General features: G+C 41.1%; 14 protein-coding genes. 10 read left to right on the top strand and 4 right to left on the bottom strand.

Features of this window, described 5'->3' with window-relative positions:
* Nucleotides 1-50: 50 nt before the first annotated feature.
* The 4 genes from ihfB to pyrF are packed head-to-tail and all read left to right on the top strand — an operon-like array spanning nt 51 to nt 2,517.
* Nucleotides 51-338, top strand: a complete 288-nt coding sequence (gene ihfB, locus IT970_RS07605; RefSeq protein WP_036968575.1) for an integration host factor subunit beta — start codon at nt 51-53, stop codon at nt 336-338.
* A gap of 20 nt (nt 339-358) precedes the next feature.
* The gene (locus IT970_RS07610) at nt 359-640 is read left to right on the top strand and encodes a lipopolysaccharide assembly protein LapA domain-containing protein (protein ID WP_054551349.1); all 282 of its coding nucleotides are present in this window, start codon (nt 359-361) and stop codon (nt 638-640) included.
* A gap of 2 nt (nt 641-642) precedes the next feature.
* On the top strand, nt 643-1,779 hold the full coding sequence (gene lapB, locus IT970_RS07615) for a lipopolysaccharide assembly protein LapB (RefSeq protein WP_065979890.1): 1,137 nt from the start codon (nt 643-645) through the stop codon (nt 1,777-1,779).
* 33 nt (nt 1,780-1,812) lie between these two features.
* Nucleotides 1,813-2,517 carry an orotidine-5'-phosphate decarboxylase gene (pyrF, locus tag IT970_RS07620; protein ID WP_036968566.1) on the top strand — a complete coding sequence of 235 codons (705 nt, stop codon included), beginning with the start codon at nt 1,813-1,815 and terminating at the stop codon, nt 2,515-2,517.
* 421 nt (nt 2,518-2,938) lie between these two features.
* Here the strand turns inward: pyrF and IT970_RS07625 are convergent, their stop codons facing one another.
* On the bottom strand, nt 2,939-3,430 hold the full coding sequence (locus IT970_RS07625; RefSeq protein ID WP_118844235.1) for a VOC family protein: 492 nt from the start codon (nt 3,428-3,430) through the stop codon (nt 2,939-2,941).
* Nucleotides 3,431-3,555: 125 nt separating this feature from the next.
* Here IT970_RS07625 and IT970_RS07630 point away from each other — a divergent pair, with 125 nt between their 5' ends.
* Nucleotides 3,556-4,443: a LysR family transcriptional regulator gene (locus tag IT970_RS07630; RefSeq protein ID WP_118844236.1), complete on the top strand. Its 888-nt coding sequence runs from the start codon at nt 3,556-3,558 to the stop codon at nt 4,441-4,443.
* 193 nt (nt 4,444-4,636) lie between these two features.
* Here IT970_RS07630 and IT970_RS07635 read toward each other — a convergent pair whose 3' ends face one another.
* Nucleotides 4,637-5,542 carry a LysR family transcriptional regulator gene (locus IT970_RS07635; protein ID WP_065979893.1) on the bottom strand — a complete coding sequence of 302 codons (906 nt, stop codon included), beginning with the start codon at nt 5,540-5,542 and terminating at the stop codon, nt 4,637-4,639.
* 107 nt (nt 5,543-5,649) lie between these two features.
* On the opposite strand from IT970_RS07635, the gene dkgB reads away from it, so the two are divergent.
* Together dkgB and IT970_RS07645 are read left to right on the top strand one after the other, a co-directional pair.
* Nucleotides 5,650-6,450 (top strand): 2,5-didehydrogluconate reductase DkgB, encoded by an 801-nt coding sequence (gene dkgB, locus IT970_RS07640; RefSeq protein WP_118844237.1) that lies wholly within the window; start codon nt 5,650-5,652, stop codon nt 6,448-6,450.
* Between the two features lies 1 nt (nt 6,451).
* A complete protein-coding gene (locus tag IT970_RS07645) occupies nt 6,452-7,036 on the top strand; it encodes an NAD(P)H-dependent oxidoreductase (protein WP_065979895.1) in 585 nt (194 codons plus the stop codon).
* A gap of 444 nt (nt 7,037-7,480) precedes the next feature.
* On the opposite strand, the gene IT970_RS07650 is transcribed toward IT970_RS07645, so the two are convergent.
* Both IT970_RS07650 and IT970_RS07655 read right to left on the bottom strand, forming a co-directional pair.
* Nucleotides 7,481-8,311: a CvfB family protein gene (locus IT970_RS07650; RefSeq protein ID WP_036968547.1), complete on the bottom strand. Its 831-nt coding sequence runs from the start codon at nt 8,309-8,311 to the stop codon at nt 7,481-7,483.
* Between the two features lie 2 nt (nt 8,312-8,313).
* A complete protein-coding gene (locus tag IT970_RS07655; RefSeq protein WP_065979896.1) occupies nt 8,314-9,639 on the bottom strand; it encodes a DEAD/DEAH box helicase in 1,326 nt (441 codons plus the stop codon).
* A gap of 197 nt (nt 9,640-9,836) precedes the next feature.
* Between IT970_RS07655 and trhO the strand changes: the two genes are divergently transcribed.
* From trhO to IT970_RS07670, 3 genes are all read left to right on the top strand, one after another.
* Nucleotides 9,837-10,844 (top strand): oxygen-dependent tRNA uridine(34) hydroxylase TrhO, encoded by a 1,008-nt coding sequence (gene trhO, locus IT970_RS07660; RefSeq protein WP_118844238.1) that lies wholly within the window; start codon nt 9,837-9,839, stop codon nt 10,842-10,844.
* Nucleotides 10,845-11,175: 331 nt separating this feature from the next.
* Complete coding sequence (locus IT970_RS07665; RefSeq protein WP_036968538.1) at nt 11,176-12,192, top strand: efflux RND transporter periplasmic adaptor subunit; 1,017 nt, start codon at nt 11,176-11,178, stop codon at nt 12,190-12,192.
* Nucleotides 12,193-12,194: 2 nt separating this feature from the next.
* A complete protein-coding gene (locus IT970_RS07670; RefSeq protein WP_081759716.1) occupies nt 12,195-15,272 on the top strand; it encodes an efflux RND transporter permease subunit in 3,078 nt (1,025 codons plus the stop codon).
* Nucleotides 15,273-15,297 lie beyond the last annotated feature (25 nt).

Raw genomic sequence — 15,297 nt, forward strand, 5'->3', positions numbered from 1 at the left:
AATTGGAAGGGCAGTTTTGCCCTTCCTTTATCTCTTTTTAAGGAAACGTTATGACTAAGTCAGAATTGATAGAACAACTAGCTGAACAACACGCACACATTCCAGTGAAAGATGTTGAAAATGCCGTTAAAGAAATTCTTGAACAAATGGCCGGTTCATTATCTAGCTCAGATCGTATCGAGATCCGTGGCTTTGGAAGTTTCTCATTGCATTATCGTTCTCCGCGCACAGGTCGTAATCCAAAGACTGGCGAAACAGTTGAGCTAGACGGTAAGCACGTACCACATTTTAAACCAGGTAAAGAATTACGTGACCGCGTAAATGCGAGTATTGCCTAGTTTTATACAGGAGTAGTTACTTGTTTAGGGTATTAAAAATTGTATTAATAGCGCTGTGCTTATTTATTGCATTTGTACTTGGTTCACAAAATCCACAACTTGTGCAAATCAATTATTTAATTGCCAGTAATACGTTGCCCTTAGCTGTTGTAATAAGTATCTGCTTTATTTTAGGTGTCGCCATTGGTTGTTTTATAAGCTTTACACTGTTTTCGCAGTTAAAGTGGCAAAATTATCGCTTAAAGAAAAAGTTAGCGCCTGAAAAAAACAATAAAAAGCTTGTTGCTAATAAAGACACCTAATCATGATTGAGCTTCTGTTTTTACTTTTACCCGTTGCAGCCGGTTACGGCTGGATAATGGGTAAAAACAGTGCTAAAAACCAAGCTCATCAGCTTAATCGCCAAATCACCTCTGAATATTCTAAAGGCCTAAAGTTTCTCTTAGACAGAGAAGAAGACCAAGGCTTAGAACACTTAATTAATCTTCTTGAAGTTGCAGCAGACTCCGTTGAACACTATTCAACATTGGCGACCATGTTTCGCCGTCGTGGCGAGTTAGACCGTGCAATTAAAATTCATGAGCTGTTATTAAAACACCCCAGTTTAGATGAACAACAAGCAGCCTCCAGCCGTTTAGAGCTTGCCGAAGATTATATTATGGCAGGGCTGTTAGATGGTGCGGAAGAGCATTTAGTCTGGCTTGTGAAAGCCGGATACAAAGAAGCCTTAGAGCCTATTATTAACCTATATTCGCAAACGCGAGAGTGGGATAAAGGCATTAACATGTACGAGGCGCACAGTGAGCTATTTACAAAACCGCAGCATGTTAAAGCCATTGCTAATTTTTATTGTGAAGCCGCTTTACAAGACAACGATACACAAATTATGCGCAAGGCGATTAGCTTAAACCACAAAGCTATTCGCCCTTTGTATGAGCTCGGCCACAGCGCTTTTACCAAAGAAGATTATGTGAAAGCAATTTACTACTGGCGAGAGCTAATTAGCCAGTTTACCTTTTTTGCCCCTGTGTTTATTGAAGAGCTGGCGATGAGTTATGACAAACTTAACTTAACGCATCAATTTCATGATTTACTGAATGAACTGCTCGAAAAAGGGGGAGTATTAATAAAAATAAAGCATTGCCAAGCACTCCTTGAACAAGGGCATATTGAGCAAGCCATTAAATTTTTAACTGACAGTTTAAAGCGCCATCCCACGATCCGTGGTTTCAGCTTTTTATTACAACTGCTCGCGAAACAAAATAACGATATTAAAGATGTATTAGATCAAATTGATAAATTGGTTACCTCTTATATCGCAACCAAACCTGATTTTCAGTGCCAGCATTGTGGCTTTACCAGTCATACCATCTATTGGGTGTGTCCATCTTGTAAACACTGGGAAACAATTGTTCCAAGCCGTGGCATAGACGGTTTTTAATTCATATTAGTCCATTAGTTTTTTAGGAAAGTTATGTCTGTCGAAGATTCAAAAAAAGTATTAATTGCCCTTGATTATGACGATCAACAAACAGCGCTTACGTTTGTAAAGCAATTATCGCCTGAAACGTGTCGCCTTAAAGTAGGCAAAGAAATGTTCACGTATTTTGGCCCTAGCTTTGTAAAAGAACTAATAGATCTTGGGTTTGATGTTTTCTTAGACCTGAAATTTCATGATATTCCAAACACCGTTGCAAAAGCTGTTACAGCAGCTGCAAAAATGGGTGTATGGATGGTTAACGTGCATGCTTCTGGCGGCGTTGAAATGATGACCAAAGCAAAGCAAGCATTAGAGCAGTTTGGTGATGACGCACCATTATTGATTGCAGTAACAGTATTAACCAGCATGGATGCCGCCGAACTTACTCGCTTAGGTGTAGATAAAACACCTGAAGAGCAGGTTATCTACCTAGCAAAACTAGCTAAAGAATCAGGCCTTGATGGAGTAGTGTGCTCAGCGCAAGAAGCGAAAAAGTTAAAAGCAGAGCTAGGCGCAGACTTTAAACTGGTTACCCCAGGTATTCGCCCTGCAGGTAGCGATGCTGGTGACCAAAAACGCATTATGACACCAAAGCAAGCTGTTGAAGATGGCAGCGATTATTTAGTCGTTGGCCGCCCAATCACCCAATCTGCAGACCCAGTGGCAACACTAAAAGAAATTAATGACTCGCTAAAATAACCTGCGTTATTTAATCTGAATAAAGAGCAAAGTTTTTACTTTGCTCTTTTTGTTTAAGGGCTTAATTATCAGGGGGATATTTGCTTACAGTTTGTGCAAAGTAAATACATGACTAATAAAAACCGTGCATTTATTGATTTTATGAAACAAAAGTTGCTTAATAATTAGCCTAATTCATGAATAGTGATTTTACTCATCTATTGACTCACTTCATTTCAAAATTATTCAGTCTTGCTCTTAAACTCCAAAGTCTCCGATGATATAAGCCTTTAATTACTATTGCGTGCTGTATACACGTTGTGACCATGCAGAATTAACAAGTAGTGTACGTCTACTTTAAACAACACATGAACAACAAAAATGAACAAACACCTCTGCAGAAACAACAAACAAAGAGTAGAAAATTTTCTACTCCTTTATGTTATTCGTAGTCTGAAGCATAAGTATCTTCGTAAGAGTGAGAGTAAAACTCAAATAGGTTGCCAAATGGGTCTTCTAGGTAAACCATTTGCGCTTGCTTTAGTTCATCTTCAGGATGATAACGGTGGATATCCATGCGAACTCTGCCACCATACTCTTCAACACGTTTAATTGCTGTTTCAAACTGCTCCTTTGGTAACTGTAAACAGAAATGGAAGATACCAAGGCGCGAGAAATCAACGTTGTGGCGCTCTTCGCGGTCAACCATTTCAAACAGCTCAACACCGATACCATCAGTAGTTACTAAGTGAGCAATATTAAAACTTTTGAAGCCTTCACCGAATACCGCAATACACATGCGACCGATTGCTGATTTTCGCTCTTCTATAACTCTGATGTTATTCATTACAATTCTAAGGCCTAGCGCTTTAGTGTAGAACTCAACCGCTTTGTCCATATCGCCAACCATAATACCAACATGATTCATTTTCATAATTTTCTCCTAGATATTGCTGAAATATAAAATCTAATTAATGAGTAAATTATATGAACGCTTATTGATAAAATGAAATTATCGATTATTATGAAAATGATAATTTAAAGTTATGAAAGGGTAGTATGCTAAATCCTGTTTGGTTAGAAACGTTTATAACGCTTGTTGATGTTGGGCACTTTACACAAACCGCCGAAAAACTTTATATGACTCAACCGGGAGTTAGCCAGCACATCAACAAACTCGAAGAGGCGTGTGGATGTAAGTTAATTAAAAGAGAGAAGAAGTCATTTTCAATTACTGAGCAAGGTCGGTTGGTTTACAACCATGCGAAAGCGTTAATAAGGAATGAAAAGTTTCTCTTTGAGCAACTAAGCTTTGATGACCCTTTATCAGGAGAATGCACCTTAGCTTGCTCTGGTTCAGTGGCGTTACTACTTTACCCAAGGTTATTACCACTTCAAAATCAACATCCCAACATTCACATTAATATTAAAGCAGCCCCTAATCATCAAATTTTGGCTGATATCAAAAACGGACATATTGACCAAGGAATTGTGACCAATATACCCAATGAAAGTTTCTTTGATTTTGAAGAGCTTGGCAAAGAAGAGCTGTGTTTGATTTTGCCCCAAAAAGCTAATGTTAATAATAGCTGGGAGCGATTATTTTCAGAGTTAGGGCTAATCAATCATCCAGATGCCGAACATTATTTGTCTTTGTATTTTAAGCAATCATTAGAACAAGAATTAACACAACTAGATGTTAGCAAAATTCCTGTTGTCGGTTCAATTAACCAAATTAGCCAAATCTTAGAACCAATCGCTCAAGGCATTGGCTTTACCGTATTACCCAAAAGTGCCGTTGACAGTTTTTATCTCCCTAAACGTTTAAAGGTTTTCAAACCTAAACAACCAGTAATAGAAAGTTTATATTTGGTCTGTAAAAAAAACAGAGTATTACCTGCTCGTTATGATACTTTTAATTCAATTATTCGGCAGACATGGGCTTAGGTTCGCTATTCACTCAAAGCCAACCTATAGAGCATTTACTCAGTGGTTTTTGGACAAAAACGTTTCAGCCAGAATAGTTGAAACGAAGATGGACATTTTCGTGTCAGTGACATCACTAAATTAGTAACGTACGGATTACTAAAAGTATGGAAAATCACTCAATCTAATGTGTAGCTCTGGTGATAAGGAAGAGCTACATGAACTCATTATTATCAATTTTAAGGTTACTTTTGATAAACTCGATAAATGATGAAATTCGCAGAGATGTTGCTGAGTTTTTATAGTAAATGGCATGAATAGGTTGCTCTATTCTGAGAGAAGAATCCTTGAACAGCTCTACCAAACTGCCATTTTTCCTATCTCTATATGTCATAAAATCAGATAAGCATGCGATGCCTGCTCCACTTAACGCTAAATGTCGAATTACCTCACCATTATCTGCTTGCAAGTTACTCGTTGCTTTAAAAACCTTATCGTTTTCATTCATGAGTGGCCAATTTTTCAAAATCTCAGGCTTACTAAATCCCAATAGCCTATGGCTGGATAGTTCATCAATACAACTTGGCGCACCAAATTTCTCTAGATACTCAGGGCTAGCAACAATGCGTATTCTGCTGCTACCAATAAATACAGCTCTCAATGTTGAATCTTTAAGTTGACCAATACGGATAGCAATATCCGTTTGTTTTCCGACTAAATCAATATTCTCTTCACTTGTATTCAGTTCGATTTCAACGTCAGGGTACAGCGTTTGGTAATGGGTAATACAAGGTGCAAGTCCGTGAATTGCGAAGGGCGTTGCTGCATTAATTCGTAAAAGACCTGAAGGCTTATCTTTTTGGACTCTTAATTGATCCTCTGCGAAATCAACTTCTTCGAGTATTTTTCGAACTCTTTTTAGGTAAATTCTTCCTTCTGACGTAACACTTAACCTACGAGTAGTACGACTCAATAACGTAGTTTCTAGTTTTGTTTCCAGTCTTGAGATAGTTCTGCTCACTGCAGCTGGTGTAATAGAAAGAATTTCTGACGCCCCTCGTACCGTTCCTGTATCTACAACAGCGACTAGTGCCTTCATCTCATCCAAAGTCGATTTCATTCGTTACCTTTTGTAAATTAAAAATTGATTAATATTAACTTTAATGAATTAGTCCTGCCAAGTAAAGTTAGTACTCACAGCAACAACATAAAAACTTTGGAGACGTTATGACAGTACCTTCATTTGGTGTAGGCACTTTTCGCTTAGAGGGCGAGGTGGTAAAAAGTTCAGTATTAAACGCATTAGAAGTTGGCTATCGCGCGATTGATACTGCTCAAATCTATGGTAATGAAGCGAGCATTGGAGAAGCATTAGTGGATTCTGGCATACCTAGAGAAGAGTTGTACATCACAACCAAAATCTGGGTAGACAATATGTCTAAGGCTGAACTCATCCCAAGCCTCAAGGAAAGTCTAGAGAAACTGAAAATGGACTATGTGGATCTAACACTAATTCACTGGCCTGGTGAGAGTGAAAATATCGAAGAGTATATGCAGGCTCTGCTAGAGGCAAAATCCCTTGGGCTAACTAAAGAAATTGGGGTGTCAAATTTCAATATTGAGTTGTTACACAAAGCCTTCGATGCAGTAGGCAAAGAAAATATTGCTACAAACCAAATTGAGCTAAGTCCATACTTGCAAAACCAGAAATTAGTCTCATATATGCGAGAAAACGGTATACAAGTAACCTCTTACATGACATTAGCCTATGGTGAAGTTTTAAAGGAATCTTTGATTATTGATATTGCAGGTAAGTACAAAGCAACACCAGCGCAAGTAGTGTTGGCGTGGGCATTAGCCAAGGAATTTGCCGTGATCCCATCGTCAACCAAACGCGAAAATCTCATCAGCAACCTGCAAGCAAAGCAACTCGGATTGACGATTGAAGACATTGATTTGATCGATGGTCTTGAACGCAATGGGCGTCAAGTGAGCCCTGATGGTCTTGCTCCAGAATGGGATGATTAAAATGAGTAATGTATTAATTATCAACGGCGGTAAAAAGTTTGCTCACTCTGAAGGAACACTTAATCGTAGGTTGGTAGAACTAGCACATGGATGTTTAATCGAGTTAAACCATGATGTCAAAGTTACTGAAGTCGATAGTGGCTACGATATAGAAACTGAAATTGAAAAATGGTTATGGGCAGATGTCGTAATCCACCAAAATCCTGCATGGTGGATGGGAGCCCCTTGGATTGTGAAAAAGTATATTGATGACGTGTTTACCCTTGGTCATGGTCGTTTGTATCAAAGCGATGGGAGAACAAGAAGTGATAGCGACAAAAAATATGGTTCTGGTGGGTTGCTTCAAGGCAAAAAGTATATGCTTTCGGTTACATGGAATGCCCCACAAGATTCGTTTACTGATCCTTCTCAGTTTTTTGAAGGGGTAGGTGTTGACGGTGTGTACTTGCCATTTCATAAAGCTCATCAGTTTTTGGGCATGTCTCCTTTGGGCACCTTTATGTGTAATGATGTCATTAAAAACCCTCAGGTAGAAAACGACTTTGATAGGTATAAAGCACACTTGAAAGAAGTGTTTTCAAGTTAATCTAGAACAATACAGTCACCTCTTGGCTGCACCTGATTGTACAGGATTACAATCTACCCATCCTCTTATATACAGAGAGGATGGGGGTTAGGCATGAGATAATTTGTACACATTACTCGATGTATTGGTGATAGTAAAAGTAGGTCAAACTTCAAACCATACTCTGAGGTAAAGCGCAGTCGAAACACATAAAGGGGCATTATAGTGTTAGAAAATTTACCGCGCCTATTTGTTACAGCTATCAAAACCAATAAAAAAAGAGTAAAGCTTTCACTTTACTCTTTTTCATATATATCAATAATCTTGTTAGCTCGTAGCTCGTAGCTCGTAGCTCGTAGCTCGTAGCTCGTAGCTCGTAGCTCGTAGCTCGTAGCTCGTAGCTCGTAGCTCGTAGCTCGTAGCTCGTAGCTCGTAGCTCGTAGCTCGTAGCTCGTAGCTCGTAGCTTATTTCAACCTAATTGACGTGGCTTCAATATCAATCAAACCTTGTTTAAACAAACCGCCGATGGCTTTTTTGTAGTTTGCTTTACTGGTCGAAAAGGTTTTTCTAATTGCTTCTGGGTCAGATTTGTCACCTAGGTGTAAAATACCGCCTTCGGCTTTTAATTTATCTAGAATTTTTTCGCTAAGGTCGTTTACTTTACCCATGCCTGGTTTTTCGAGTAGTACGTCAATCTTTCCATCTTCACGTACTTTTTGAATGTAACCAGTTAAGCGTTGGCCAACGAATAACTTTTTGAATACTGTGTTGTAATACACCACACCAATGTGTGCTTCGTTAACCAGTACTTTGTAACCTAGGTCTGTTTTGCCCGCAACAATTAACTCAACTTCTTCCATTGGTGCATAGTTAGGCTCATCTTTTGATAAAAACTTATTAAAGTTACTTGATGCACAAATACGCTGACTGGCGTTATCTAGGTATAAGCGTACTAAATACGAAAAGCCTTCTTTCATTTTTGGCTTTTGTTCGTTGTATGGTGCAAGCACATCTTTCTCTAAACCCCAGTCCATAAATGCACCGGTGTTGTTAATTGCTTTGACGCGCAATAGGGCGTATTCGCCAACTTGAGCAAGTGGCTTTTTAGTGGTACCAGTCGGGTGGCCAGCATGATCAAGGTAAATGAATACTTGAACACTGTCGCCAGCTTCAATTTCGTATTCAATTTCTTTGCTAGGTAAAAACACTTCACCTAAATCGCGGCCATCTAAATAGGCGCCTTCGTTTGATATTTCGTTAACGAATAATGTTTGGGTAGTTCCAAGAATGCTCATTATTATTCCTGTTCTGGTTTTTTCTTACGACGCATAGGTGAAAAACCATCCACATCAATAGGGGGTTTAACTGGCGCTTTTGGTTTTTTAGGAGCGGCTTTACGTTTAGGTTTCACTGGTTTTGCAGATATTTTTTCTTCTGCTTTTTTCCAAACAGTATCCGCTTTTTTCTCGCGTAGGCCTTTAAATTTACCTACTAAGCCCTCGACGGTGAAAAAGCTAAGTTCATCATTTAAGAATGCTTTAATTGCTTTATAGCTAGGCCAGTCTTTTGGACCGACAAGCGATATTGCAGTGCCTTTAAAACCGGCGCGTCCTGTACGGCCAATACGGTGAACGTATTCTTCGGCATGTTTAGGTAAATCAAAGTTAATGACGTGAGTAACACTTAATAAATCAAGACCACGTGATGCGACGTCGGTGGTAATTAATATTTTAAAATTCTCACGACTGAAAGCGTCCATGATCTCCAAACGTTTTGTTTGCGTTAAATCGCCAGCAAGCGCTTGCGCTTTAAAGCCTTTATCATTTAGCCATTGGCTTAAACGTTGGGTGTCGGCGCGGGTTGCAGTAAAGATAATGCACTGACCAACATCGTCTTGTTTTACAAAGTGCTCAAGTAGGGCTTCTTTGTGATCAAGGTGATCCGCTAAATAAAGCTTTTGCGTTATGTCGCTGTGCTGCTCGTTAGAGGCACTTAATAAAATTTGTTTTGGTGAACGTAATAAGTTACGTGATAGAGCATCTACCTGTGCATGATCTAGCGTCGCCGAAAACAATAAAGTTTGACGTAAACGATGATCGGCAAGTTCGTTGATCATTTTAACTTGCTCGGTAAAGCCTAAATCTAAAATACGGTCTGCTTCATCGAAAATGAGTAATTCAAGGCCCGAAAGCTGCAATGAGCGTTGCCCTAAATGGTCAGCAAGACGACCCGGTGTGCCCACAACAAAATGAGGGTCTTTACGAAGCGCCTTAATTTGGTCGTTAAAGTTTTCACCACCTAAAATTTTCACCGCGCTTATATTTGTGCCAGCAATTAGTAGCCTAAGTTGGCTATACACTTGAGTAGCCAGCTCGCGAGTAGGGGCCACTATTAAAACGCGAGGATCTCGTTTACTGAGTGCTTTTTGTTTCATTACGCGCTGTACAGCGGGTAATAAGAACGCCAGCGTTTTGCCCGACCCTGTTTTTGACTGTGCAAAAATGTCATGGCCCGCGATAGCTGTTGGTACCGCGTGAGCTTGAATATCGGTGGGCTGGGTGATGCCTTGATGCGCAAGTTGTTTTTCGAGGCGTGTATCAATCCCAAGTTCAGTAAAATGCAATGCTTAATCTCCGATGAGCAAAATTAGTAAATCGTGTTTATTATAACGTACTTGCCATAGTTGGAGACAGTAAAAACACAGCTATTTCGTTAGAGTTTTTGCAATTAGTGTTAATTCGCGTAAAATACGCGCCCTCAATGCGCCGGATTTGCGATTCGGTTAACGCCAATTATGGCATTTAAAGCAAAAGGTAACCTATGACTGCTGTACATAAAGACAATGTAACCAGCGAACACTTCGTTGTGTGCGCACTCTACAAATTTGTAGCCCTTCCAGATTTTGAAGCAATTCGCCAACCATTACTCAATGTGATGGAAGAAAATGAAGTACGCGGTACCTTGTTATTAGCGGCTGAAGGTATTAACGGTACGGTGTCTGCAAAGCGAGAAGGTATCGACAATCTACTTGCATGGTTAGATACACAACCAAACCTAGACAACATTGTGACTAAAGAGTCATACGACGATGAATGTCCGTTTTACCGCACTAAGGTTAAACTGAAAAAAGAAATCGTAACCATGGGTGTTGAAGGTATCGACCCGCGTGAAGTAGTGGGTACATACGTAAAACCAGCTGACTGGAATGCATTAATTTCAGACCCTGAAGTGATCTTAATCGATACGCGTAACGATTACGAAATCGAAATTGGTACTTTCCAAAACGCGGTCGATCCACGAACTAAAACGTTCCGTGAATTCCCTGCGTGGGCTAAAGAAAACCTTGACCCTGAAAAGCACAAAAAAGTGGCTATGTTCTGTACGGGTGGTATCCGTTGTGAAAAATCAACGGCGTATATGAAAGAACAAGGTTTCGACGAAGTTTTCCATTTAGAAGGCGGTATTCTTAAGTACTTAGAAGAAGTACCAAAAGAAGAAACCATGTGGGAAGGTGAATGTTTTGTATTTGATAACCGTGTAGCGGTTAATCACGACTTACAAAAAGGTTCATACGACCAATGTCATGCGTGCCGTATGCCTATCACAGAAGACGAAAAGTTAAAGCCAGAATACATGGAAGGTGTATCGTGCCATCACTGTCACGACAGCCTAACAGAAGAGCAGCGTGCTCGTTTTGCTGAGCGTCAAAAGCAAATCGAATTAGCACAAGCTCGTGGCGAAGGCCACATTGGCAACGAAGCTCAAGAAGTACTTCGTAAACGTAAAGAAGCTAAAAAAGCGCAAAAAGAAGCACAGCGCCAACAATAAGTTTCCACTTCTAATGCATAATATACAAGCCTCAGCATAGTCTGGGGCTTTTTTATGACCTAAAAATTATTTGCCACTCATACAGCTAATTAATGCCAGTAAGTGGCTAAATATCACCGTGATAACACACCCCATTTAACGACTAAATAGGTGCACTGTTTTACATCGCTTTCGATAGGATTTATTACCTTGAAGCAGAGCACTTGAATATAAGCACAGGTATTATTAATTTCGCCTCATCATTTTGTTTATTAAACGAAGTCTTGTTTTTATTGATCACAAAGCTGTTACACTTCGTAACAATTAAAACGATTCTTATTTAGGTGAACTTTTGACAATTGGCAAATTATATTCATGGACCTTAATCGCCTGTATTTCCTGCATATCTGTTGCACAGGCGGCCAATGTGGTTGTTGAACCCGTTACAACTGAAAAAGCAAAACAGCAAATTAAAGCCGTTGGAAACGCAGAGGCGATTCATTCAGTTACGTTGTACCCCGCAGTGGGTGACAGAGTGACCGCGGTGTATTTTAAACCGGGCGATAATGTGTCAAAAGGTGATTTATTACTCGAACTAGACTCACGCAGACAACAAGCCGCCCTTAAAGAAGCTGAAATTACCTTAAAAGATGCCGAGCGCACCATGAAAAGGCTTGAAGAGAGTCATGCCCGAGGTGCTGTTCCGCAAAGCGATTTAGATGATGCTAAAACCCTTTATGAACTAGCAAAAGTAAAGTTAATGCACGCTAAAACTGAACGTGAAGATCGTGAGATCCGGGCGCCTTTCAGCGGCGTAATGGGCCTTACCGATGTAGAAGTTGGGGACAGGATCACCGCACAAACTGCAATAGCGACCATCGATGACATTTCTCAGCTGTATATTAATTTTAATGCGCCTGAGGCCGCAATTTCTGTGCTTAAGCAGAAGTCTGAGGTAGAGGTTATTCCATGGTTAGGTGATAAAGTGTATACCGCAACAGTGGCTGAGTTAGACTCACGTATCAATGCACAAACACGCACGATAAGAACCAAAGCAAAACTAGATAACAATGAAAAGCAGTTTATGCCAGGCATGAGCTTTCGCGTGCACATTAATATTCGAGGCGATGAATATGCTGTAGTCCCAGAAGCAGCCATGATGTGGGGTGCCGCAGGTCCGTATGTATGGAAAAGTGTCGATAAAAAAGCAACCCGTGTTGATGTAAAAATTGAGCAGCGTTTAGCAGGGCGATTGCTCGTATCAGGGGGGTTAAATAAAGGCGACTTGTTAGTGACAGAGGGGGTACAACGATTACGCCCTAACCAAGAGCTGACATTTGCTAACGACGTTAAGCTTGCCAAGGAGTAATGATGAAGCAACAACCAATGATGGAAGACTTGCCGTCAATGGCAATTCGCCGACCTGTTTTAATAGTGGTGTTGAACTTATTGATCATTATTGCGGGTATTGCTGCGATTGCTGGCGTAGAAGTACGAGAGCTTCCAGATGTAGACAGGCCACGCATTACGGTGTCAGCGTCGTTTCCGGGTGGTTCACCTGAAACAGTTGATACCGAAGTAACAAGTAAACTTGAAGGTGCAGTCGCACGTGTAAGTGGGGTAAAGTCGATTCGAGCGCAAAGTGAAGAAAACAACGCACGTATCGTGGTCGAATTTCGCCCGGGTGTTAACTTAGATGATGCTGCAAACGAAACGCGTGAATCGGTTGCACGGGTACAACGCGAACTTCCCGAAGAAGTTGAACGGGTATCAATTATTAAGGCCGACAACGACGCTGAAGCGGTTGTGTCACTAACTGTTTCGAGTGATACATTATCTCTTGAAGCACTGACCGAACGCGTTGATGTAGACTTAGCCCCGCAATTTTTAACCATTCCCGGTGTGGCTGATGTACGTTTAAATGGTGACCGTGAACGAGTTTTAAGGGTTAGAATCGATCCCCTTAAATTAAGTAGCTTTAATCTCACTGTGCCCGACATTGCTAATGTATTACGCCAAGCGCCGTTTGATGTTCCGGCAGGGAGTTTAAAGTCGAGCGATCAACAAGTCATCGTCCGTGCTGATGCCACTTCAATTTCAGCAGAACAAGTCGCAGATATTATTGTTCGTGATGACACGCGTATCGGCGATGTCGCCGCTGTGTATTTTGGCCCTGCAGATCCTCGTTCGTTCGTAAGATTAAATGGCACACCTGTTATTGGCATGGAGATTATTCGTCAAGCCCAGTCGAACACCATTGAAATTTCAGATGAAGTATTAACACTGATTGAAAAAATGCGTGTGCGATTCCCCGAAATGGAATTTACGCTCACCTCCGACGACGCACAGTTTATTCGCAGCTCAGTAGACGAAGTAATCAACTCGTTGTTACTCACCGTGTTGCTAGTTGTTATAACGCTGTGGGTGTTTATTGGCTCTTGGCGCGCAACACTGGTGCCTGCTTTTGCGATTCCCGTTGCTTTAATTGGATCGCTCGCGCTGATATGGGCGTTGGGTTTCTCAATCAACATATTAACGTTACTGGCTTTAGTATTAGCGACAGGTTTAATTGTTGATGATGCGATTGTGGTGAGTGAAAATATTCAACGTCAACGCGGCCTAGGACTTGGGCGGCGAGCCGCTGCGGTAATTGGTACTCGCGAAGTATTTTTTGCGGTGGTGGCCACCACGGCTGTATTGGCCGCAGTATTTGTACCTATTGCGTTTTTACCATCAACAGCGGGGCGGTTGTTTCGTGAATTTGGTGGAGTGCTCGCGGGCGCAGTGATTATCTCTAGTTTTGTCGCATTGTCTTTAGTCCCTGCATTAACCTCTAAACTTAAATTAAAGCAAGGGGGATTTCATCCATTTGCAAAACTTGGGCATGGCTTAGCGGCTGTTTATAAACGCACGATTCATGGTGTATTAGACCATGCATGGATTACATTTTTTGTGTGCTTAATTGTCGCTGCGGGCTCAGGTGCACTGTATATGAACCTTGATAACGAATTATTGCCCACAGAAGACAGAGGCAAAATTCGAATTTTTGCGCGTGGCCCCGACGGGGTCGGCCTTAACTTTATGGATAGGCAAGCCGTGCAAATGGAAGATATATTACTGCCTTTTGTAGAAAGTGGCGAAATTGAGTCAATATATACCGTTGTTGGGCAATGGGATCCCAATATTGTATTCATTACCGTGCCTTTAAAGCATTGGGATGAGCGTCACTTTAGTCAGCAAGAAATCATTAATAAAATACGTGGACCGCTGGGTAATATTCCTGGTGCAGCTGGTTACCCTGGTGGTTCAAACAGTCTAAATTTGCGTGGTCAAGGGGGTGGCATTGAGCTGGCGCTGCTTGGCCAAGATTATTTAGAAATATTTAAAGCAGCGCAGGCATTCTCAGCTGAAATAGAAAACGCAATTCCAGAGGTTGCGCCAGTGAGAATTTCGTACCAACCGTCGCAGCCACAGTTACGGGTTAATATAGACAGACGCCGTGCAGAGGAGCTTGGTGTGTCTTTAAGTGATATTTCAATCACGTTAAGAGCGGCGATAAATGGTGATGATATTGCTGATTTAAACATTGGTGATCAATCAATTCCTATTATGTTGCAGGCACAAAATCAAACCATTACTAATCCAAATGATCTGGCCAACTTATACGTTGGGGCGCGAGATGGTCAGCTTGTGCCGCTCAGCAGTGTTGCAACGATTACTGAAGAAGGCGTGGCAGCTGAGCTTGAGCGCCACGCACAGCGTCGTGCAATTGAGCTAAGTATGGAACTACCCGAAAATGTCACTATCGCTGAATTGGTCACCAAAATTCGTGACATCTCCGAGACTAACTTACCGAATGGTATTAGCCTTGCCTTTAAAGGCGAAGCACTTACATTTGAAGAAACCGCTAATGAAGTACTGTTAACCTACGTATTGGCTTTTTTAATTGTTTTACTCGTGCTCGCGGCACAATTTGAAAGCGTAAACAGTGCGATTGTGGTTATGATCACGGTGCCTTTTGGTATCACGTCGGCTATTTTGGCTTTGTATTTAACGGGTACGTCATTAAATATTTACTCGCAGATAGGCTTAGTTATGTTGATTGGCTTAATTGCTAAGAATGCGATACTGCTGGTGGAGTTTGCTGACCAATTACGTGACCAAGGTCGCTCAGTGAGGGTCGCTGTTGAAGAAGCTGCGTTAGTTCGTTTACGCCCGATTGCTATGACGTTGGTATCTACCTTACTGGGTGCGTTGCCGCTTATTTTGTCGACAGGAGCTGGTGCCGAAGCGCGTAATGCCATTGGATGGGTGGTGTTTGGTGGTTTAGCCTTAGCGGTATTATTCACGCTTTATTTAACCCCCGTTATTTACCTTGGTTTAGCACGTTTTACCAAACCTCGTGGTGATGAGTCTAAACACCTTGCCGATGAGTTAGAAAACGCTTAATCGACCTTAATTGGCTATTTTTCTT

Origin of the sequence: Pseudoalteromonas sp. A41-2 (genome assembly GCF_015767615.1) — a bacterium.
In the GTDB taxonomy this organism is placed as follows: Bacteria; Pseudomonadota; Gammaproteobacteria; order Enterobacterales; family Alteromonadaceae; genus Pseudoalteromonas; species Pseudoalteromonas lipolytica.